17 protein-coding genes are annotated in these 17,856 nt (G+C 71.0%); 7 read left to right on the forward strand and 10 right to left on the reverse strand.

The features are described from left to right. Positions 1 to 558: 558 nt before the first annotated feature. The gene (gene tyrS, locus ACIQCJ_RS34555; protein ID WP_355333623.1) at positions 559 to 1,818 is read right to left on the reverse strand and encodes a tyrosine--tRNA ligase; all 1,260 of its coding nucleotides are present in this window, start codon (positions 1,816 to 1,818) and stop codon (positions 559 to 561) included. 100 nt (positions 1,819 to 1,918) lie between these two features. Continuing rightward, the gene (locus ACIQCJ_RS34560) at positions 1,919 to 2,554 is read right to left on the reverse strand and encodes a DNA-3-methyladenine glycosylase (RefSeq protein WP_391044243.1); all 636 of its coding nucleotides are present in this window, start codon (positions 2,552 to 2,554) and stop codon (positions 1,919 to 1,921) included. A 92-nt stretch (positions 2,555 to 2,646) separates the two neighbouring features. On the opposite strand from ACIQCJ_RS34560, the gene ACIQCJ_RS34565 reads away from it, so the two are divergent. The 3 genes from ACIQCJ_RS34565 (at position 2,647) to ACIQCJ_RS34575 (ending at position 4,992) form a co-directional block, all read left to right on the forward strand. Continuing rightward, positions 2,647 to 3,444, forward strand: coding sequence for a sporulation protein (locus tag ACIQCJ_RS34565; protein WP_401313153.1), 798 nt, complete (start codon positions 2,647 to 2,649; stop codon positions 3,442 to 3,444). Positions 3,445 to 3,498: 54 nt separating this feature from the next. After that, positions 3,499 to 4,038 carry a YbhB/YbcL family Raf kinase inhibitor-like protein gene (locus ACIQCJ_RS34570; protein WP_401313156.1) on the forward strand — a complete coding sequence of 180 codons (540 nt, stop codon included), beginning with the start codon at positions 3,499 to 3,501 and terminating at the stop codon, positions 4,036 to 4,038. A gap of 444 nt (positions 4,039 to 4,482) precedes the next feature. Continuing rightward, positions 4,483 to 4,992 carry an HNH endonuclease gene (locus ACIQCJ_RS34575; protein ID WP_188279862.1) on the forward strand — a complete coding sequence of 170 codons (510 nt, stop codon included), beginning with the start codon at positions 4,483 to 4,485 and terminating at the stop codon, positions 4,990 to 4,992. Positions 4,993 to 5,074: 82 nt separating this feature from the next. Here the strand turns inward: ACIQCJ_RS34575 and ACIQCJ_RS34580 are convergent, their stop codons facing one another. The 4 genes from ACIQCJ_RS34580 to ACIQCJ_RS34595 form a co-directional block, all read right to left on the reverse strand. Next, positions 5,075 to 5,842 carry a sulfite exporter TauE/SafE family protein gene (locus tag ACIQCJ_RS34580; RefSeq protein WP_355333633.1) on the reverse strand — a complete coding sequence of 256 codons (768 nt, stop codon included), beginning with the start codon at positions 5,840 to 5,842 and terminating at the stop codon, positions 5,075 to 5,077. A 139-nt stretch (positions 5,843 to 5,981) separates the two neighbouring features. Beyond that, the gene (locus ACIQCJ_RS34585) at positions 5,982 to 6,938 is read right to left on the reverse strand and encodes an SPFH domain-containing protein (RefSeq protein WP_355333636.1); all 957 of its coding nucleotides are present in this window, start codon (positions 6,936 to 6,938) and stop codon (positions 5,982 to 5,984) included. Between the two features lie 180 nt (positions 6,939 to 7,118). After that, positions 7,119 to 7,550: an NfeD family protein gene (locus tag ACIQCJ_RS34590; RefSeq protein ID WP_317452506.1), complete on the reverse strand. Its 432-nt coding sequence runs from the start codon at positions 7,548 to 7,550 to the stop codon at positions 7,119 to 7,121. Between the two features lie 58 nt (positions 7,551 to 7,608). Then, the gene (locus tag ACIQCJ_RS34595; protein ID WP_355333638.1) at positions 7,609 to 8,400 is read right to left on the reverse strand and encodes an ABC transporter ATP-binding protein; all 792 of its coding nucleotides are present in this window, start codon (positions 8,398 to 8,400) and stop codon (positions 7,609 to 7,611) included. Between the two features lie 123 nt (positions 8,401 to 8,523). Between ACIQCJ_RS34595 and ACIQCJ_RS34600 the strand changes: the two genes are divergently transcribed. After that, complete coding sequence (locus ACIQCJ_RS34600) at positions 8,524 to 9,312, forward strand: hypothetical protein (protein WP_355333641.1); 789 nt, start codon at positions 8,524 to 8,526, stop codon at positions 9,310 to 9,312. Between the two features lie 167 nt (positions 9,313 to 9,479). Here the strand turns inward: ACIQCJ_RS34600 and ACIQCJ_RS34605 are convergent, their stop codons facing one another. The 3 genes from ACIQCJ_RS34605 to ACIQCJ_RS34615 all read right to left on the reverse strand — a co-directional run bounded on the left by ACIQCJ_RS34605 (position 9,480) and on the right by ACIQCJ_RS34615 (position 11,802). Beyond that, complete coding sequence (locus ACIQCJ_RS34605; protein WP_188279867.1) at positions 9,480 to 9,725, reverse strand: chaplin; 246 nt, start codon at positions 9,723 to 9,725, stop codon at positions 9,480 to 9,482. 276 nt (positions 9,726 to 10,001) lie between these two features. Next, positions 10,002 to 10,646, reverse strand: a complete 645-nt coding sequence (locus ACIQCJ_RS34610; RefSeq protein WP_093714340.1) for a response regulator transcription factor — start codon at positions 10,644 to 10,646, stop codon at positions 10,002 to 10,004. Further along, on the reverse strand, positions 10,639 to 11,802 hold the full coding sequence (locus ACIQCJ_RS34615) for a GAF domain-containing sensor histidine kinase (RefSeq protein ID WP_355333645.1): 1,164 nt from the start codon (positions 11,800 to 11,802) through the stop codon (positions 10,639 to 10,641). The genes ACIQCJ_RS34610 and ACIQCJ_RS34615 overlap by 8 nt, the downstream gene beginning before the upstream one ends. Before the next feature lie 193 nt (positions 11,803 to 11,995). Between ACIQCJ_RS34615 and ACIQCJ_RS34620 the strand changes: the two genes are divergently transcribed. The 3 genes from ACIQCJ_RS34620 (at position 11,996) to ACIQCJ_RS34630 (ending at position 14,985) form a co-directional block, all read left to right on the forward strand. After that, on the forward strand, positions 11,996 to 12,724 hold the full coding sequence (locus ACIQCJ_RS34620; RefSeq protein WP_402713790.1) for an SDR family NAD(P)-dependent oxidoreductase: 729 nt from the start codon (positions 11,996 to 11,998) through the stop codon (positions 12,722 to 12,724). Beyond that, the gene (locus ACIQCJ_RS34625) at positions 12,721 to 13,899 is read left to right on the forward strand and encodes an S-adenosylmethionine:tRNA ribosyltransferase-isomerase (protein WP_402713792.1); all 1,179 of its coding nucleotides are present in this window, start codon (positions 12,721 to 12,723) and stop codon (positions 13,897 to 13,899) included. The genes ACIQCJ_RS34620 and ACIQCJ_RS34625 overlap by 4 nt, the downstream gene beginning before the upstream one ends. A gap of 252 nt (positions 13,900 to 14,151) precedes the next feature. After that, positions 14,152 to 14,985 carry a lytic transglycosylase gene (locus ACIQCJ_RS34630; protein ID WP_355333654.1) on the forward strand — a complete coding sequence of 278 codons (834 nt, stop codon included), beginning with the start codon at positions 14,152 to 14,154 and terminating at the stop codon, positions 14,983 to 14,985. A 99-nt stretch (positions 14,986 to 15,084) separates the two neighbouring features. On the opposite strand, the gene ACIQCJ_RS34635 is transcribed toward ACIQCJ_RS34630, so the two are convergent. Then, positions 15,085 to 17,763 carry an FHA domain-containing protein gene (locus ACIQCJ_RS34635; protein WP_402713794.1) on the reverse strand — a complete coding sequence of 893 codons (2,679 nt, stop codon included), beginning with the start codon at positions 17,761 to 17,763 and terminating at the stop codon, positions 15,085 to 15,087. Positions 17,764 to 17,856: the final 93 nt, after the last annotated feature.

Genomic DNA, 17,856 nt, shown 5'->3' on the forward strand with positions numbered 1-17,856 from the left:
CCGTGAATGTCACCGGGATATCCCGGAACAACACGCAAGAGCGGCGCGACCGGGAGGAATAATCCCCGTCGCGCACAGCGTCCTCGCTGTGTTTTGTTCTTCAAAGGAACCACGCCCCACGAACCACAATCGGTCCGCGAAGACGGGGTATCAACATATCTGGCGTTGACTTTTGGCACGCTGTTGAGTTCTCAAGGAACGGAAGCTTCCTTCAGGCCGTTTCACCGGCCCTCCGGGCTTTCCCTTCGTGTTTCCAACCCTACCAGATCCGCTGTGCGTTTCCGGCCCCTGATTGGATCGGGGTTTGTTTCCCGCCTTTCGGCGTGTCCACTACGTTAGCCCATTTCCCGGGCGACTCATAATCGAGTCCATCGAATTGGATTTTGGCGCACCAAAGTACAGCCCGATGATCGGGAAGACGTAGGTAGTGGGTGGCCGCCCGGTGCGGTAGGGGCTGATGTGAACCATCCCCACCGTTTTGGCGGCTTGGACTACGTTACGCACGAGCGGCGACCGAGTCAAGCTCGGCCGCCGCTCAAACGTAGATTTCCAGCCGTGTCAAGCGAGTTCGACCGCTCCGAGGTTCTTCTTGCCCCGGCGCAGCACCAGCCAACGCCCGTGGATCAGATCGGAGTCGGCGGGAACCGCGTCCTCGCTGGTCACCTTGGTGTTGTTGAGGTACGCGCCGCCCTCCTTGATGGTGCGGCGGGCGGCGGACTTGCTCGGGACCAGCTCGATCAGGGCCAACAGGTCGGCCACCGGGGCCAGTTCACTGACCTGCGCCTTCGGGAGTTCGCTGAGCGCGGCGGCCAGGGTGGCCTCGTCCAGGTCGGCGAGTTCGCCCTGGCCGAAAAGTGCCTTGGAAGCGGCGATCACGGCGGCGCATTGGTCGGCGCCGTGCACCAGCGTCGTCAGCTCCTCGGCGAGGGCGCGCTGGGCCGCGCGGGCCTGCGGGCGTTCCTCGGTCGAGCGCTCCAGCTCCTCGATCTCCGCCCGCGAGGCGAAGCTGAAGATGCGCAGGAAGGTGGCGATGTCACGGTCGTCGGCGTTCAGCCAGAACTGGTAGAAGGCGTACGGCGTGGTCATCTCCGCGTCGAGCCAGATGGCGCCGCCCTCGGTCTTGCCGAACTTGGTGCCGTCCGCCTTGGTGATCAGCGGGGTGGCCAGCGCGTGCACCGAGGCGCCCTCGACGCGGTGGATGAGGTCGATGCCCGCCGTGAGGTTGCCCCACTGGTCGCTGCCGCCGGTCTGGAGCGTGCAGCCGTACCGCCGGTACAGCTCCAGGAAGTCCATGCCCTGGAGGATCTGGTAGCTGAACTCCGTGTAACTGATGCCCTGGTCGGAGTTGAGGCGGCGGGCCACGGCCTCCTTGCTGATCATCTTGTTCACCCGGAAGTGCTTGCCGATGTCGCGCAGGAACTCGATGGCCGACAGGCCCGACGTCCAGTCCAGGTTGTTCACCATGGTCGCGGCGTTGGGCCCCTCGAAGGAGAGGTAGGGCTCGATCTGGGCGCGTACCCGCTCGACCCACTCCGCGACGACCTCGGGCGCGTTCAGCGTGCGCTCGGCCGACGGCTTGGGGTCGCCGATCAGACCGGTGGCGCCGCCGACCAGTCCGAGCGGGCGGTGGCCGGCGAGCTGGAGGCGGCGGATGGTCAGGATCTGGACCAGGTTGCCGAGGTGCAGGCTGGGCGCGGTCGGGTCGAAGCCGCAATAGACCGTGACAGGGCCGTCCGCGAACGCCTTGCGCAGTGCGTCCTCGTCAGTGGAAACGGCGATCAGCCCTCGCCACCGCAGCTCGTCGACGATGTCCGTCACGGGTCTCGTGTCTCCCTCTTGTGGGTGCTGGGGGTCGGATACGGCTTCGCGTACCCGGTGCGTGAAGCGTGTCCGAGGGTACGCGGTTCCGGCCAGTCGTTTATCGACGCTTGCGCGGGGCGTGGGCGCGGTAGGGGCTGACGGTGGGGTCGCCGTCGATCCAGTAGCGCCAGGGGTGGTCGGCGCCCGCGCCGCCGACGCCGGTGCGCGGGCCGGTGCGGACGAGGGCGGGCGGGGGCGGGGTCCCGGTGAGGACGCGCAGCGGTCCGCCGGGGCCGCAGGCGTCGGCTCCGTTGAGCGAGCGGTCGACGGACAGTGCGGTGGCGAGCCGGGCGGGGCCCTGGGCGAGGTCGCTGTCCTTGCGGGAGGTGGGGCGGTGGGCGCGGGCGAGGTCGGCGCCGGTGGTGATCTCGCCGCCGCGCAGCAGGACTCCGCTGGGGGTGCCTTCGGGGCCGCAGACCAGGTTGAGGCAGAACCACATGCCGTAGGTGAAGTAGACGTAGGTGTGTCCGGGTGGGCCGAACATCACGGCGTTGCGGTCGGTGCGGCCCCGGTAGGCGTGGGAGCCGGGGTCGTTGGGGCCGTCGTACGCCTCGACTTCGGTGAGGCGCAGGGTGACCGGTCCTTGGTCGGTGGTGCGGACCAGGGTGCGGCCGAGCAGGTCGGGGGCGATGTCCAGGACCGGCCGGTCGAAGAACGCCCTGTCGAGCGGGACCTGTTCGGGTGGCGTGATCACGGTTCAGGAGCGTAGTGGAACCGGACGGGGCGTCCCGGCGTTCGTAGAGTTCGCACAGCGTGAGCCAGTGGATGCGGTCAGGGAGAGTGCGTATGGGGTTCAGGAAGATGATGGCGAGTCTCGGGGCCGGCGGGGCGTCGGTGGAGACGGAGCTGCACCAGGCCGATGTGGTGCCCGGCGGGGTGGTCGAGGGTTCGGTGCGGGTGCAGGGCGGTTCGGTCGAGCAGCGGATACAGGGGCTGACGGTCGGGTTGCAGGCGCGCGTCGAGGTGGAGCGCAGGGACGCGCAGGGCAATGAGACGGAGTCCTTGCAGAACATCGAGTTCCATACGCAGCAGATCGCCGGCGAGTTCATGGTGCGGGCGGGGGCGGTGCACGATGTGCCGTTCTCGTTGGAGGTGCCGTGGGAGACGCCGGTGACGATGTTCATGGGGCGGCAGCTCACGGGGATGAACGTGGGGGTGACGACGGAGTTGCAGATCGCCCGCGCGGTGGACAAGGGGGATCTGGACCCGGTGAACGTCCACCCGCTGCCCGCGCAGGAGGCGCTGCTCGACGCGTTCGGGCGGCTGGGGTTCGCCTTCAAGAGCGCGGATCTGGAGAAGGGGACGATGCGGAACACGCGGCAGCGGCTGCCGTTCTACCAGGAGATCGAGTTCCGTACGCCGGAGCAGTACCGGGGGCTCAAGGAGGTGGAGCTGACGTTCGTCGCGGACGGCGAGGAGATGGATGTCGTCCTGGAGATGGACAAGAAGCCGGGGCTGTTCGGCGGCGGCAGTGACACGTACCGCTCCTTCACGATGAGCATGCACTCCTTCGAGGAGACGGACTGGGCGGCCTATCTGCACCAGTGGCTCGCCGAGGTGGGCGGCAAGCGGAACTGGTTCTGACCGGGGCCCTAGGCTCGGGGCGGAATCAATCGTGTGCGATCAGGAGGTGTCGAGGTGACCGAGCAAGCGCGACGGCCGCTCCCCCATGACTTCCACCCGCAGGTGCCGGAGTTCACCGTGGTGAGCGACGACGTGGAACCGGGCGGGGTACTCAAGGACGATCAGGTGTACGCGGCGGGCAATGTCTCGCCGCAGCTTCGGTGGGAGGGGTTCCCGGCCGGGACGAAGAGCTTCGCCGTCACGTGCTACGACCCGGACGCGCCGACCGGCAGCGGTTTCTGGCACTGGGTGCTGTTCGACATCCCCGCGTCGGTGACGGAGCTGCCGCGCGGTGCGGGTTCCAGTGCTTTCCCGGGGCTGCCCGCGGGCGCGACGCACGCGCGGAACGACTACGGGACGCGGGATTTCGGTGGCGCGGCGCCGCCGCCCGGTGACGGGTCGCACCGGTATGTGTTCACGGTCTACGCGGTGGACACCGAGAAGCTGGGCCCGGACGCGGACGCCTCGCCCGCGTTCGTCGGGTTCAATCTGCGCTTCCACACGCTGGGCAGGGCGCAGTTGATCGGTGAGTACGAGGTGCGGGCCGGAGGCTGAGCCCGCCGGTCTGTCGCGCTGAGCGCTCGGGATATTACGTTGCGCTCCGCCGTTCCCCGTCGCACAGTGGTGCGTGCCTGACGACGTGACCACCGTCCTCAGGCTGTCGGCACCGCGGTGGCGGGGGCGGCCGGGCGTCTGCGTCCGCCGTCTGCCGGAGTTCGGTCTGCGGGCCGGGCGTCCACGCCGACGGACGCGCTCCGGGTGCCTGTTCTACACGGGGGACGGCACCCGGAGCGCAGACCTTTCCCCGGGACGAGCCCCCGGCCGAGCCCGGAGGGACGCGGGGACGTGCCCCGGCGCGGAATCCGGGATGAACAGGACCTTTCCACCTGCCGATCTTCCGGTTGCGGCCGTGAAATTGCGTTGTCGGCGGCCGTGTCCCGGGGTCACAGTGGATCCACTTCGCCATGGGGGCGGGGCAGGGCCCGGGAGGTGGGCGGGATGCGTGAGACGCTGGTGCTGAATGCGAGCTTCGAGCCGCTGTCGACGGTGTCGCTGCGGCGTGCTGTCGTGCTGGTGATGCAGGACAAGGCCGTCGTGGAGCAGGCGCATCCCGGGCTGCGCATCCGTGCCGCCGCGGTGGAGGTTCCGGTGCCGCAGGTGATCAGGCTCTGCCGGTACGTGCGGGTGCCGTTCCGACAACGGGCCCCGTGGTCGCGGCGCGGTGTGCTGGTACGTGACCGGCACCGGTGCGCGTACTGCGGGCGCAGGGCCACCACGGTCGACCACGTGCAGCCGAAGTCGCGCGGGGGCGGTGACACCTGGCTGAACACGGTGGCCGCGTGCGGCGAGGACAATCAGCGCAAGGCGGACCGTACTCCCGAGCAGGCGGGGATGCGGCTGCTGGTCCGGCCGTTCGAGCCGACGCCGGCGGACACGCTGCTGTTGGCGCTGGGGGTGCGGGACGGGTTCGGGCTGCCGGAGTGGCTGCCCGTTCCGGCGTCGGCCTGAGCGCCCCTTCGCGTGCGGGGAATCGAGGTCGTGGGGCCGTGAGGTCCCGACGGGGCGGGGCCCTTCCCTTCGGGGAGGGGCCCTATTTCAGCAGGAGTTGGACGATCGCGGCGGTGCCGACGACGACGATGAGTCCGCGCAGGGCGGCGGGCGGGAGGCGGCGGCCGACGCGGGCGCCGATCAGGCCGCCGATGACGGCGCCGCCCGCGATGAGGCCGACGGCGGTCCAGTTCATGTGGGCGACGATGATGAAGAAGAGGGCCGCGACGCCGTTGACGACGGCGGCGAGAACGTTCTTCATGCCGTTGACGCGTTGCAGGGACTCGTTGAGCACCAGGCCCATCAGGGAGAGGTACAGCACGCCCTGGGCGGCGCCGAAGTAGCCGCCGTACATGCTGGCGAGCAGCATGCCGACGACGAGGGCGGTGCCGCCGTGGGCGGGGGCCTGGGTGCCGGTACGGTCGCGGCGGGCCTGGACGGCGCGGGCCAGGCGGGGTTGCAGCACGACCAGGACGAGCGCGATGGCGATGAGGACGGGGACGATCGCCTTGAACGCCGTGGACGGCAGGGTGACGAGCAGGACGGCGCCGATGAGTCCGCCGACGAGGGCGACGGCGCCGAGCCGCAGCAGGCGCGGTCGCTGGCCCTGGAGTTCACCGCGGTAGCCGATGGCGCCGGTGATCGAACCGGGCACCAGGCCCAGTGAGTTGGACACGTTGGCCGTGACGGGCGGCAGTCCGACGGCGAGCAGGACGGGGAAGGTGATCAGCGTCCCCGAGCCGACGATGGTGTTGATGGTGCCCGCGCCGATTCCGGCCGCGAACACGGCGAGGGCTTCCGGCAGAGTCATGCGTCGTCTCCATGATCTTCGCGCGTCCTCCCCGCCGTCGAGGTCGAGGGGTGCGCGGCGATCATGTCATAGGGGGCTGCGGCGGGCTTCCGGGCCGGGGCGGTCCTCGTCAGTGCTGGTCAGTGCTGGTCAGCGCTCGTCAGTCCTTGTCGAAGGGCGGGGACTCGCGGCGCGGGGCGGGCGCGGTGGCGGGCTCGCGTGAGCCGTTGCCGGGAGCGCCGGGGGCGCCCGGGAGGTTGACGATGCCGCCGAGGCCCTTGAGCGCGTCGTTCAGCTCGCTGGGGATGATCCACAGCTTGTTGGCGTCGCCCTCGGCTATCTTCGGCAGCATCTGGAGGTACTGGTAGGCGAGGAGCTTCTGGTCGGGGTCGCCCGCGTGGATCGACTCGAAGACCGTGCGGATCGCCTGGGCCTCACCTTCGGCGCGCAGCGCGGCGGCCTTGGCGTCACCTTCCGCGCGCAGGATCGAGGACTGCTTCTCGCCCTCCGCGGTGAGGATCTGGGACTGCCGGATGCCCTCCGCGGTGAGGATCGCGGCGCGCTTGTCACGGTCGGCGCGCATCTGCTTCTCCATCGAGTCCTGGATGGAGGTGGGCGGTTCGATCGCCTTCAGCTCGACGCGGTTGACGCGGATGCCCCACTTGCCGGTGGCCTCGTCCAGGACGCCGCGCAGTGCCGCGTTGATCTCCTCGCGGGAGGTCAGGGTCCGCTCCAGGTCCATGCCGCCGATGATGTTGCGGAGCGTGGTGACGGTGAGCTGCTCGATGGCCTGGATGTAGCTGGCGACCTCGTACGTCGCGGCGCGGGCGTCGGTCACCTGGTAGTAGATGACGGTGTCGATGTTGACCACCAGGTTGTCCTGGGTGATCACCGGCTGCGGCGGGAACGGCACGACCTGCTCGCGCAGGTCGATGCGGTTGCGGATGGTGTCGATGAACGGCACCACGATGTTGAGGCCGGCGCTGAGGGTCCGGGTGTAGCGGCCGAAGCGCTCGACGATGGCGGCGCTGGCCTGCGGAATCACCTGGACCGTCTTGATCAGCGCGATGAAGACGAGCACCACCAGGATGATCAGGACGATGATGATGGGCTGCATGTCCACTCCCCGCGCGGGTCGGCTGCGGGAGTACGACGTACTCCGGCATGATCAATTCTGGCAGAACGGCCGCTTGTCGCGGGCGGGTTCGGTGATTTCCCGGCCCTCGTCGGCGACGTTCGGATGTTCGGATGTCGGATGTTCGGATGTCGGGTGTTCAGGTGTCCGGAGGCCGGGTGTTCAGATGACGACGGCGGTCGCTCCGTCGATCTCCACCACGTCCACCTGCTGCCCCGGGTCGTAGACCCGGCCGTGCTCCAGGGCGCGGGCCGACCAGACCTCTCCGCCGAGTTTGATCCGTCCGTTGGCACCGCCGTCGACACGTTCCAGGACGACGGCCTGCTTGCCCTTGAGGGCGTCGACACCGCTGCGCTGTTCCGGGCGTTGCCGATTGCGGTACGCGATGGGCCGTACGAAGACCAGCAGCGCGACCGAGACGACGACGAAGACGATCACCTGGGCGACGATCCCGCCGCCCATTCCGGCCGTGACCGACCCGGCCACCGCTCCGACGGCGAACATCCCGAATTCGGGCATCGCCGTGATCACCAGCGGTATCCCGAGACCCACTGCCGCTATCAGCCACCACACCCATGCGTCCACGTCGCCAATCGTAGGCGTGCGGAGGGCAGTTGCGGCAGTACGCAATGGAAACCCGGACGAAAACCCTTCAGGACAGCGGCAGTCCGGCGGCCGTCCAGCGGTCGCCGCGGCGCTCGACGACCAGTGGGAGGCCGAAGCAGCGGGACAGGTTGCGGGAGGTGAGTTCGAGGTCGATCGGTCCCGCGGCGACGACCTTGCCCTGCTGGATCATCAGGACGTGGGTGAAGCCGGGGGCGATCTCCTCGACGTGGTGGGTGACCATGATCATCGAGGGGGCGATGGGGTCGCGGGCCAGCCGGCCGAGGCGGCGGACCAGGTCCTCGCGTCCGCCGAGGTCGAGGCCGGCGGCGGGCTCGTCGAGCAGCAGCAGTTCGGGGTCGGTCATCATCGCGCGGGCGATCAGGGTGCGCTTGCGCTCGCCCTCGGACAGGGTGCCGAACTTGCGGCCGAGGTACTCGCTCATCCCGAGCCGGTCGAGGAACGCGCGGGCGCGGTCCTCGTCGACCTGCTCGTACCCCTCGTTCCAGGTGGCGGTCATGCCGTACGCGGCGGTGAGGACGGTCTCCAGGACCGTCTGCCTGCGCGGCATCTTCTCGGCCATGGCGGCGCCCGCCATGCCGATCCGCGGCCGGAGTTCGAACACGTCCACGTTGCCGAGCTTGTCGCCGAGGATCTGGACGGTGCCGGTGGTGGGGAAGAGATAGCTGGACGCGACATTGAGCAGGGTGGTCTTGCCCGCCCCGTTGGGTCCGAGGATGACCCAGCGTTCCCCCTCGGCGACCGACCACGACACGTGGTCCACCAGAGCCCGTCCGTCGCGGACCACGGATACGTCCACCAGCTCCAGCACATCGCTCATGAGCGCGTTGTCTCCCATTGCAGTCTCGGCTGTCTGCCGTGTGCGCGGGTAGGCACCGGCAGAAGGATCCCCCGGGGAAAACTTACGCCACCGCGCGACGGGTCCGTTCCATAGGCTGGGGGCATGCTTGATGAACCTCGCTCAGGGCGGCTGACCGCGTGGGGAAATGCCCTGCTTGCCGGACTTGCCGCCCCCGATGACGTCGCACAGGAGATCACGGCGGACGACGCCGTGCACCGGATCTCGGGGCTGCCGGGTGAGCATGTCCCGGTGGGGCTGACGCTGGGGCTCGGCAGGCTGCGCGCGCTGGGCGTGACGGGGCTGCGGCTCGCGCTGCCGGTGGCCGGGCATCCGCTGGGGCTGAGCGGGCCGCCGGAGTTCAACGCGCGGGCGCTGGCCGCGGGCGAGGCGGTGGTCACCGTCGGCGGCGCGGCGCTCGGTCTGGTGCCCGAGGTCCGCGAGGCGGGCCCGGCCGGCGATGTGCACGTCGAGGTCGAGTGGCGGTGCCTGCCGGTACGGGACGCGCCGCCCGCCGACGTACCGTCGCTGAGCGAGGCCGAGCGGGAGCTGGCCGAGGCGCTGCGGGACGCCACGAACGCGCTGGCGCGGCTGGACGTGGCGGGCGCGGGTCCGTCCGCGCACGCGGCGCTCGAGGCGTACCGGGCGCGCGCCGAGCGCGGCGGCGAGGTGCTCGCGCCGGGGTATCCGCCGCGCGCGGTACGGGTGCTGGCGCTGGCGCAGCGGGTCGCGGCGCTGGTGGCGATCGCCTCCGACGGGCACGGCGCGGCGGTGAGCGCCTCGCAGATCGCGGCGCGGGCGGAGCTGCTGCGGCCGGTGGAGCGTACGGCGCGCAGGGCGCAGGTGGCGGCGTACAACGCGTATGTCGAGGAGGCGGAGCGGCGCAGGACCTGACATCCCACGCGAGGCGCGGCACGGGCCTGACGTCCCCGCGCGGGGCGCGGCGCGGGACCTTACATTCCACGGCGCGGCGGCGCGTGGGGAGGCCCCGCGGCTACGGGGAGGGATCCCGTGCCGCGGGGCCTTCGGCGAGGCGGGCCGGAAGTCCGCGTCGTCCGTGGTTACTTGTTGACGGCGACGTTGCCGAACGCCGGGTTCAGCAGGCCGATCACATTCACCGAGTTGCCGCTGAGGTTGACCGGGATGTGCACCGGAACCTGCACCAGGTTGCCGGAGCCCACGCCCGGGGACTTCACGGCGGTGCCGCACGCGTCGGCGCCGCTGGCGGCGGAGGCCACACCGGTACCGGCGACGGCCAGGCCGCCCGCCACGAGGGTGACGGTCGCGGCCTTCTTGAGGTTCATCACTTCGAACTTCCTCTTTGCTGGGGGCACCTCCCAGCCGTGGCTGGGGGTGCACCGCGGCAATCCGCCGCGGTACGCCCTGCAGAACGGGCCACCGTGGATCAGGTTGCGCCGTTCGGACGACATACACCCGACAGTATGAATCTCACTCCGCCGAACGGATGCCCGCACGGACAGGTGGACGGTGGCCCGCACGGGCACGTGGTGGTCGGCCCGCACGGGCACGCGGTGGTCGGCCCGCACGGACAGGTGGACACGGTGGCACCGCGAGCGGTCCCGTCAGTTCCCCACGCCGTTGCGCACCGCCCACAGCGCGGCCTGGGTGCGGTCGGCGAGGTCGAGCTTCATGAGGATGTTGGAGACGTGGGTCTTGACCGTCTTCTCGGAGAGCACCAGCGCGCGGGCGATCTCCCGGTTCGAGCGGCCGTCGGCGATCAGGCCGAGGACTTCGCGCTCCCGCTCGGTCAGCGCGTTGCCCCGGCCCTGGCCGGTGCCGCCCTGCTCCTGGGAGAGCAGCGCGCCCGCGACCTCGGGCTGGAGCAGGACGTGCCCGGCGTGCACGGAGCGGATGGCGTCGGCGAGCGCGACCGGGTCCACGTCCTTGTAGACGTATCCGGCGGCGCCCGCCCGCAGCGCGGGCACGACGGTGCGCTGTTCGGTGAAGCTGGTCACGATCAGCACCCGTGCCGGGTTCTCGGCGTCGCGCAGCAGCCGCAGCGCCTCGATGCCGTCGACACCGGGCATCTTGACGTCCATGAGGATCACGTCGGGCCGCAGTTCCTGGGCGCGGGCCACGCCTTCCTCGCCGTCGCCCGCCTCGCCGACCACCTCGATGTCGCCCTGCACCTCGAGGAAGGTGCGCAGCCCCCTGCGGACGACCTGGTGGTCGTCGACCAGCAGCACGCGGATGGTGTTCTCAGCCACCGGGCACCTCCATCTCGATGACGGTGCCCTTGCCGGGCTCCGATTGCACGGTGAGCCGGCCGCCGACGCCGCCGGCCCGGTCCCGCATGGAGACCAGTCCGAGGTGCCGTCCGGCCCGGCGGACCGCGGTGGGGTCGAAGCCGCGGCCGTCGTCGCGGATCCGCAGCAGCGCGCCCTTGCCGTGGCCTTCCAGGATGACGTCCACGGCGTCGGCGTGCGCGTGCCGCAGGGCGTTGTGCATCGCTTCCTGGGCGACCCGCAGCAGCGCCTCCTCCTGCGCGGCGGGCAGCGCCCGCACCCGGACGGCGTGGAAGGTGACGTCGGCGGAGTGGACGCGGTCCAGGACGTCGGCCTGGGTGCGCAGGGTGGCGACGAGGCCGTCCTCGTCCAGGGCGGCCGGGCGCAGTTCCACCACGACGGCGCGCAGTTCGTCGGCGGCCTCGGCGGCGAGCGCCGCGACCTGCTTCAGCTCGCCCTTGGCGCGCGCCGGGTCGCAGTCGACCAGCGCGGCGGCGGCCTGGGCGGTCAGCCGCAGCGAGAAGAGTTTCTGCGAGACGGCGTCGTGCAGTTCGTGCGCGATCCTGGCCCGCTCCCCCGCCAGCGTCAGCTCGCGGCTGCGCTCGTAGAGCCGGGCGTTGGTCAGGGCGATCGCGGCGTGGTCGGCGAGAATCCGCAGCAGGTCCTCGTCGTCCTCGGTGAAGCCGCAGGTGCCGTCGGCGCCGCGGGTCCCGCCGGGGCCGCACTTCTTGTTGGCGAGGAAGAGCGCGCCGAGGATCTCGTCGCCGTCGACCACCGGCATGCCGATGAAGTCGCGCATGTCGGGGTGGTGCTTGGGCCAGCCCTGGAAGTCCTCGAAGGTGCGGACGTCGGCGAGCCGCAGCGGGGTCGCCTCGTGCAGGATCGCGGCGAGGATGCCGTGCTGCCGGGGCAGCGGGCCGATGGCCTTCCACTCCTCGTCGCTGACGCCGTCGACCACGAACTGCGCGAAGCCGCCGTGGTCGTCGGGCACGCCCAGGGCCGCGTATTCGGCGTCGAGCAGCTCGCGGGCGGACGCGACGATCGTCTGGAGGACGTCGCGCACCTCCACCTGGCGGCTCATCGCCAGGACCGCGGCGCTGACCGCTTCGATTCCGCCTCGTGGCGGCCGGATGGGCATGTCTCCACCGTACCGGCGCCGGGTGACGGTCCGTATGCGCCGCCGGACCGACCGTCCTCGGTCGTGTGGCCTAGTTCCAAGTGACCGTGAGGCGTGCGGCGGCCGGCCGAGGCGTGTGCGGCCGGGGCGTTCCTACGGTGAGGGCACGAGGTGGTCCGGCGGACGGCCGGGCCCCGGTGCGGAGGGCTGGATCATGCCGGTAGCGATCATCACGGGAGCGTCGCGCGGACTGGGGCGGGCGCTGGCCGCCGAGCTGGCGGGGCGCGGCTGGGACCTCGTACTGGACGGGCGGAACGCGGACGCGCTGCGGTCGGCCGCGGCGGACCTGGAACGGTACGGCCCGGATCACGCCGGGGGCGCGGCGGTACGGCCACGGGTGCGGGCGGTGCCGGGCGACGTGACGGCGGCGGGGCACCGGGCGGAGCTGGTGGCGGCGGCGCGCGAGCTGGGCGGGGTGGATCTGCTGGTGAACAACGCGAGCGCGCTGGGCGCTGAGCCGCTGGTGCCGCTGGCCGAGCTGCCGGTGGCGGGGCTGCGGGAGGCGCTGGAGACGAATGTGACGGCGCCGTTCGCGCTGGTGCGGGAGGCGCTGCCGCTGCTGCGGGCGGCGGCCGGCGCGGTGCTGAACGTCAGCTCGGACGCGGCGGTGGAGGCGTATCCGACCTGGGGCGGGTACGGGGCGAGCAAGGCGGCGCTCGACCACTTGTCGGCGGTGCTGGCCGAGGAGGAACCGGGGCTGCGGGTGTGGTGGGTGGACCCGGGCGATCTGCGGACCGGGCTGTACGCGGCGGCCGTGCCCGACGACGCGGACTTCGCCGCCCGGCCGCTGCCGGAGTCGGTGGTCCCGGCCTTCCTGCGGCTGCTCGACGAGGCCGCGCCCAGCGGGCGCTACAGCGCCCCGGTCCTGCTGGAGGCGCGATGAGTGCGGTACGGGAGGGCGCGCAGGCGGCGCGGCCCGCGAAGGACTCCGGGCGGGGGGCCGCGAAGGACCCCTATATAAAGAGGACAGGAGCGGGCAATAAGGACATCGGGCGGGGCAGGGGCCCGGCCGGGGCTCCGCGGGCCGGGCTGGCGGGGCTGCGCGTCCCGGACTCGCTGCTCGCGACGGCCCCGGCCGCCCGCCGGGACGCGGTACGGCTGCTGGTCGGCGAGCAGCGCACCGGCGCGGTCACCCACCACGGCTTCCGCGACCTGCCGAAGCTGCTGCGGGCCGGTGACGTCCTGGTGGTGAACACCTCGCGGACGCTGCCCGCGGCCGTGGACGGGCGACTCGACGGACAGCCGGTGGTGGTGCACTGGTCCACCCGCCGGGACGACGGCCGCTGGGTGGTGGAGGTCCGCGACCCGGACGGGCACGGCTCGACGGTCCGCAGGGCCGGCGGTCCCGCGGGCGCGGTGGTCGAGTTGCGCGCCGGGGCCCGGCTGGTGCTGGAGGAGCCGCTCGACCCGGCCGGGGACCGGCTGTGGGTGGCCGCGCCCTCGCTGCCGGACCCGGTCGCGTACATGCGGCGGTACGGGCGGCCGATCCGGTACGGCTACACCGACCGGGACCAGCCGCTGGCGGCGTACCAGACGGTGTTCTCCGCCCGGTCGACGGACAGCCTCGGCTCCGCGGAGATGCCGAGCGCCGGGCGGCCCTTCACCACGGCGCTGGTGACGGAGCTGGTCTGCCGGGGCGTGCAGGTCGCGCCGATCACGCTGCACACCGGGGTGGCGTCGGTCGAGGCGCACGAGCCGCCGTACGCCGAGCCGTACACCGTGTCGGCGGCGACGGCCTGGCAGGTGAACGCGGCGCGCGCGGCGGGCGGCCGGGTGGTGGCGGTGGGGACGACGGCGGTACGGGCGCTGGAGTCGGTGGCGGACGAGCGCGGTGTGGTGCGGCCGGGCGGCGGCTGGACGGAGCTGGTGGTCACCCCGGAGCGCGGGGTGCGCGCGGTGGACGGGCTGCTGACCGGACTGCACGAGCCGGAGGCCACGCACCTGTTGATGCTGCGGGCGCTGTCGGGCGACCGGCTGCTGGAGCGGGTCTACGCCGAGGCGCTGCGCGGCGGTTACCTCTGGCACGAATTCGGCGACGTCAATCTCCTGCTGCCATAAACGTCACATAAAGCACCCCCTCCGTCACCTTGGGCGACGGAGGGGGCGACGGCGTGTGAGGTGACCTATAGGACGTACGTCACATACTAAGTCGCCTAGTGGAAAGGGCGCCTCACGCCACTGTCCGGGGGAATGCCGATTCCGATTTGTCCCTCGACCGTCTACGAAAGGAGTTCGTAGGAAGGCTCGTTGACCTCCGTTTTCCGACCCTCTAAGAATTCTCGGGTCCGCAAACGGAAGAGGTTAATTCCTATGCAGCTCCCCACGATCCCGAAGATCGGCCGGCTTACCAAGACCCACAAGATCACGGCGGCCGGCGCCGTCGCCGCGACCGCTGTCGTCCTGGCCGTCACCGGTCTCCAGGGGACCGGCGGGACTGCCTCCGCCGCGGTCGGTGACCCCACCGGCTTCCAGGTCTCCACCGGCGACCAGGTCAAGAGCATCGAAGCGCAGGCCGGCATCGCCTCGGAGCGCGCGATCACCGAGGCCGCGGCGAAGAAGAAGGCCGCGGACGAGGCGGCCAAGAAGAAGGCGGCCGACGAGGCCGCCGCGAAGAAGAAGGCCGCGGCCGACGCCGCGGCGCGGAAGAAGGCGGCAGCGGACGCCGCCGCCAAGAAGGCCGCCGCCGACGCGGCCGCCAAGAAGAAGGCCGCGGCCGACGCCGCCGCGCAGCGCGCCAAGGACACGGCCGCCGCGAACCGTTCCACGACGCGTACCGCCGTGCAGGCCGCCCCGCAGGCCAGCACCGCCGCCACGACCACGTACACCAACGACCTGGACGGCTGGATCAAGCAGTCGCTGGCGATCATGGCCCAGAAGGGCATCCCCGGCAGCTACGACGGCATCTACCGCAACATCATGCGCGAGTCGAGCGGCAACCCGCAGGCGATCAACCTGTACGACTCCAACGCCGCCGCCGGCATTCCGTCCAAGGGCCTGCTCCAGGTCATCGACCCGACCTTCCAGGCGTACCACGTCGACGGAACCTCGTGGGACATCTACGACCCGGTCGCGAACATCACCGCCGCCTGCAACTACGCCGCGGCGAACTACGGCTCCATGGACAACGTGAACTCCGCGTACTGATCCGCGCGTTCGGCTCCCACAGCCGCAGCGTGAAAGGGCGGCGGGACCTTTCGGGCCCGCCGCCCTTTCGGCGTATTCGGATTCGCTACTTCCGTTTCACTACTTCCGCATGACTTCCGGCTCGTGGCGGCGCAGCAGCCGCGAGACCACGATGCCGCACACGACGCCGAGCAGCACCAGGACGACCATGTCGATCGTCCACTGGCTCGCGGTGTGCTTCCACAGCGCGTCGGGGTTGCCCGGGTCCCACGGCATGATCACGTTGAGATTCGCCGTCGTGCCGAGCGCGGCCACCGCCCACCTGGCGGGCATCAGCCAGGCGAACTGCTCGATGCCGGGCGAGTCGTAGAGCTGGAAGAGCACGCCGGTGAACACCACCTGGACGATGGCGAACATGACCAGCAGCGGCATCGTCTTCTCCGCGGTCTTCACCAGCGAGGAGATGATCAGGCCGAACATCATCGAGGTGAAGCCGAGGCCGATGATGGCCAGGGTCATCTCGACCGCGGGCTGGCTCTTCATGATGACGCCCTCGGTGGGCATCGCGCGCGGCGCGAACCCGATGCCGCAGATGACGGCGCCCTGCACCGCGGTGATCAGGCCGAGCACGATGACCTTGGACATCAGATACGCCGAACGCGACAGGCCGGTGGCCCGTTCTCGTTCGTAGATGACCCGTTCCTTGATCAGCTCGCGGACGGAGTTGGCGGCGCCGGAGAAGCAGGCGCCCACCGCGAGGATCAGCAGGATCGTGCCCGCGTCCTTGTTGACGCCGTGCGCCTTGGCCGGTCCTGGGCCCAGGCCGCTGGCCGCCGGGATGACGATGCTGACCACACCGAGCACCGCGGGCAGGATGAACATCAGGGCGATGAAGCCCCGGTCGGAGGCGATCACCGACATGTAGCGGCGGATCAGGGTGACGAGCTGCGGCAGCCACGCCTGCGGCTTGGGCGGCCTGGCCACCTGGTGCGGGATGACCGGCGCCTGCTGCGGGGCCGCCTGGTCCAGGTCCGCGGCGTACATCTGGTAGTGCTGCGAGCCGTGCCAGCGGCCCGACCAGTCGTAGTCGCGGTAGTTCTCGAAGGCGGAGAAGACATCGGCCCAGGTTTCGTAGCCGAAGAAGTTCAGCGCCTCGTCCGGCGGGCCGAAGTAGGCGACCGAGCCGCCGGGGGCCATCACCAGCAGCTTGTCGCAGAGCGCCAGTTCGGCGACGGAGTGGGTGACGACCAGCACCGTACGGCCGTCGTCGGCCAGGCCGCGCAGCAGCTTCATGACGTCGCGGTCCATGCCCGGGTCGAGGCCGGAGGTCGGCTCGTCCAGGAATATCAGCGAGGGTTTGGTGAGCAGTTCGAGGGCGACCGAGACGCGCTTGCGCTGGCCGCCGGAGAGCGAGGTGATGCGCTTGTCGGCGTGGATGTCGAGCTTCAGCTCGCGCAGTACCTCGTTGATCCGCGCCTCGCGCTCCGCGGACGCGGTGTCACCGGGGAAGCGGAGCTTGGCCGCGTACCGCAGTGCCGTCCTGACCTGGAGTTCCTTGTGCAGGATGTCGTCCTGCGGGACCAGGCCGATGCGCTGCCGCAGCTCAGCGAACTGCTTGTACAGATTGCGGTTGTCGTACAGCACCTCGCCCTGGTCGGCGGGGCGGTAGCCGGTGAGCGCGCGCAGCAGCGTGGACTTGCCGGAGCCGGACGGGCCGATCACGCCGATCAGCGACTTCTCCGGTACGCCGAAGGAGACGTCCTTGAGGATCTGCTTGGTCACCTTGCCGTGCGGCACGGTGACGGTCAGGCGGCGGGCGGAGAAGGAGACCTCGCCGGTGTCGACGAACTCCTCGAGGCGGTCGCCGACCAGCCGGAAGGTGGAGTGGCCGACGCCGACGATGTCGTTGGGGCCGAGCAGATGGCGCTGGATCGGCTGGCCGTTGACGTACGTGCCGTTGTGGCTGCCGAGGTCGACGATCTCGTAGCGGCCGTCGGGGTGCGCGCGGAACTCCGCGTGGTACCGGGAGACCTGGAGGTCGGAGACGACCAGTTCGTTCTCCAGCGCGCGGCCGATCTTCATGACCCGGCCGAGGGCGAGCTGGTGGAAGGTGGTGGGGCTGCGGACGCCCTGCGGGTGTCCGCCCGCGGGCTGCTGGGGCTGCGCGCGCGGGGCGGGCGGCTGCTGGACCGGCGGCTGACCCCAGCCGCCCTGGCCGCCCTGGCCCTGCTGGGGAGGCTGCGGCTGCCGCGCGTACTGCTGCGGCGGCACCTGCGCGGGCGGCTGTCCCCAGCCGCCGGGCTGCTGCTGACGCGGCGGGGCGGCGGGCGCCTGCGCGTGCATCTGCGCCTGGGCGGGCGGCTGGGCGTGCTGCGGGGCCGGGGCCTGCGGTGCCCCGGCCTGTCCGACGGGTGCCGCGGCCCGCGCCTGCGGGTAGCGCTGCTGCGGCGTCGCGTGCGCGGTCTCCGCGCTGTACACATCGGCGCCGGCCTGCGCGCCCGCGGTGAAGTTCAGCCGGGGTCCGTCCGTGGCGTTGCCGAGGTGGACGGTCGAGCCGGCCCCCACCTCGGTCTGCTGGACCCGCTGCCCCTGTACATAGGTGCCGTTGGTGCTGCCGAGGTCCTCGATCACCCAACCGCGTTCCGCACGGCGGATGGTGGCGTGCCGCCACGACACCCTGGCGTCGTCGAGTACCAGATCCCCCGACGGATCGCGCCCCAGGCTGTACGAGCGGGACGCGTCCAGCGTCCAGGTCCGTCCGTTCAATTCGAGTACGAGTTCAGGCACCCCAAGCCCCATGTGTTGTCCCCCGAGTAGTCCCCCATGGGGGGAGTCTAGAGATAGCGAAGTTCGGGAGGAACTATTGCAGGCTCCTGTCTCGTAACAGAAAAC

Source organism: Streptomyces sp. NPDC093221 (assembly GCF_044753885.1).
Classification (GTDB): Bacteria; Actinomycetota; Actinomycetes; order Streptomycetales; family Streptomycetaceae; genus Actinacidiphila.

Coding starts and splice junctions, on each gene's coding strand:
- ACIQCJ_RS34635 (WP_402713794.1), bottom strand. CDS start 17,763: ATGGGGCTTGGGGTGCCTGAACTCGTACTCGAATTGAACGGACGGACC.
- ACIQCJ_RS34565 (WP_401313153.1), top strand. CDS start 2,647: ATGGGGTTCAGGAAGATGATGGCGAGTCTCGGGGCCGGCGGGGCGTCG.
- ACIQCJ_RS34585 (WP_355333636.1), bottom strand. CDS start 6,938: ATGCAGCCCATCATCATCGTCCTGATCATCCTGGTGGTGCTCGTCTTC.
- ACIQCJ_RS34620 (WP_402713790.1), top strand. CDS start 11,996: ATGCCGGTAGCGATCATCACGGGAGCGTCGCGCGGACTGGGGCGGGCG.
- ACIQCJ_RS34630 (WP_355333654.1), top strand. CDS start 14,152: ATGCAGCTCCCCACGATCCCGAAGATCGGCCGGCTTACCAAGACCCAC.
- ACIQCJ_RS34600 (WP_355333641.1), top strand. CDS start 8,524: ATGCTTGATGAACCTCGCTCAGGGCGGCTGACCGCGTGGGGAAATGCC.
- ACIQCJ_RS34615 (WP_355333645.1), bottom strand. CDS start 11,802: ATGCCCATCCGGCCGCCACGAGGCGGAATCGAAGCGGTCAGCGCCGCG.
- ACIQCJ_RS34575 (WP_188279862.1), top strand. CDS start 4,483: ATGCGTGAGACGCTGGTGCTGAATGCGAGCTTCGAGCCGCTGTCGACG.
- ACIQCJ_RS34595 (WP_355333638.1), bottom strand. CDS start 8,400: ATGAGCGATGTGCTGGAGCTGGTGGACGTATCCGTGGTCCGCGACGGA.
- ACIQCJ_RS34625 (WP_402713792.1), top strand. CDS start 12,721: ATGAGTGCGGTACGGGAGGGCGCGCAGGCGGCGCGGCCCGCGAAGGAC.
- ACIQCJ_RS34580 (WP_355333633.1), bottom strand. CDS start 5,842: ATGACTCTGCCGGAAGCCCTCGCCGTGTTCGCGGCCGGAATCGGCGCG.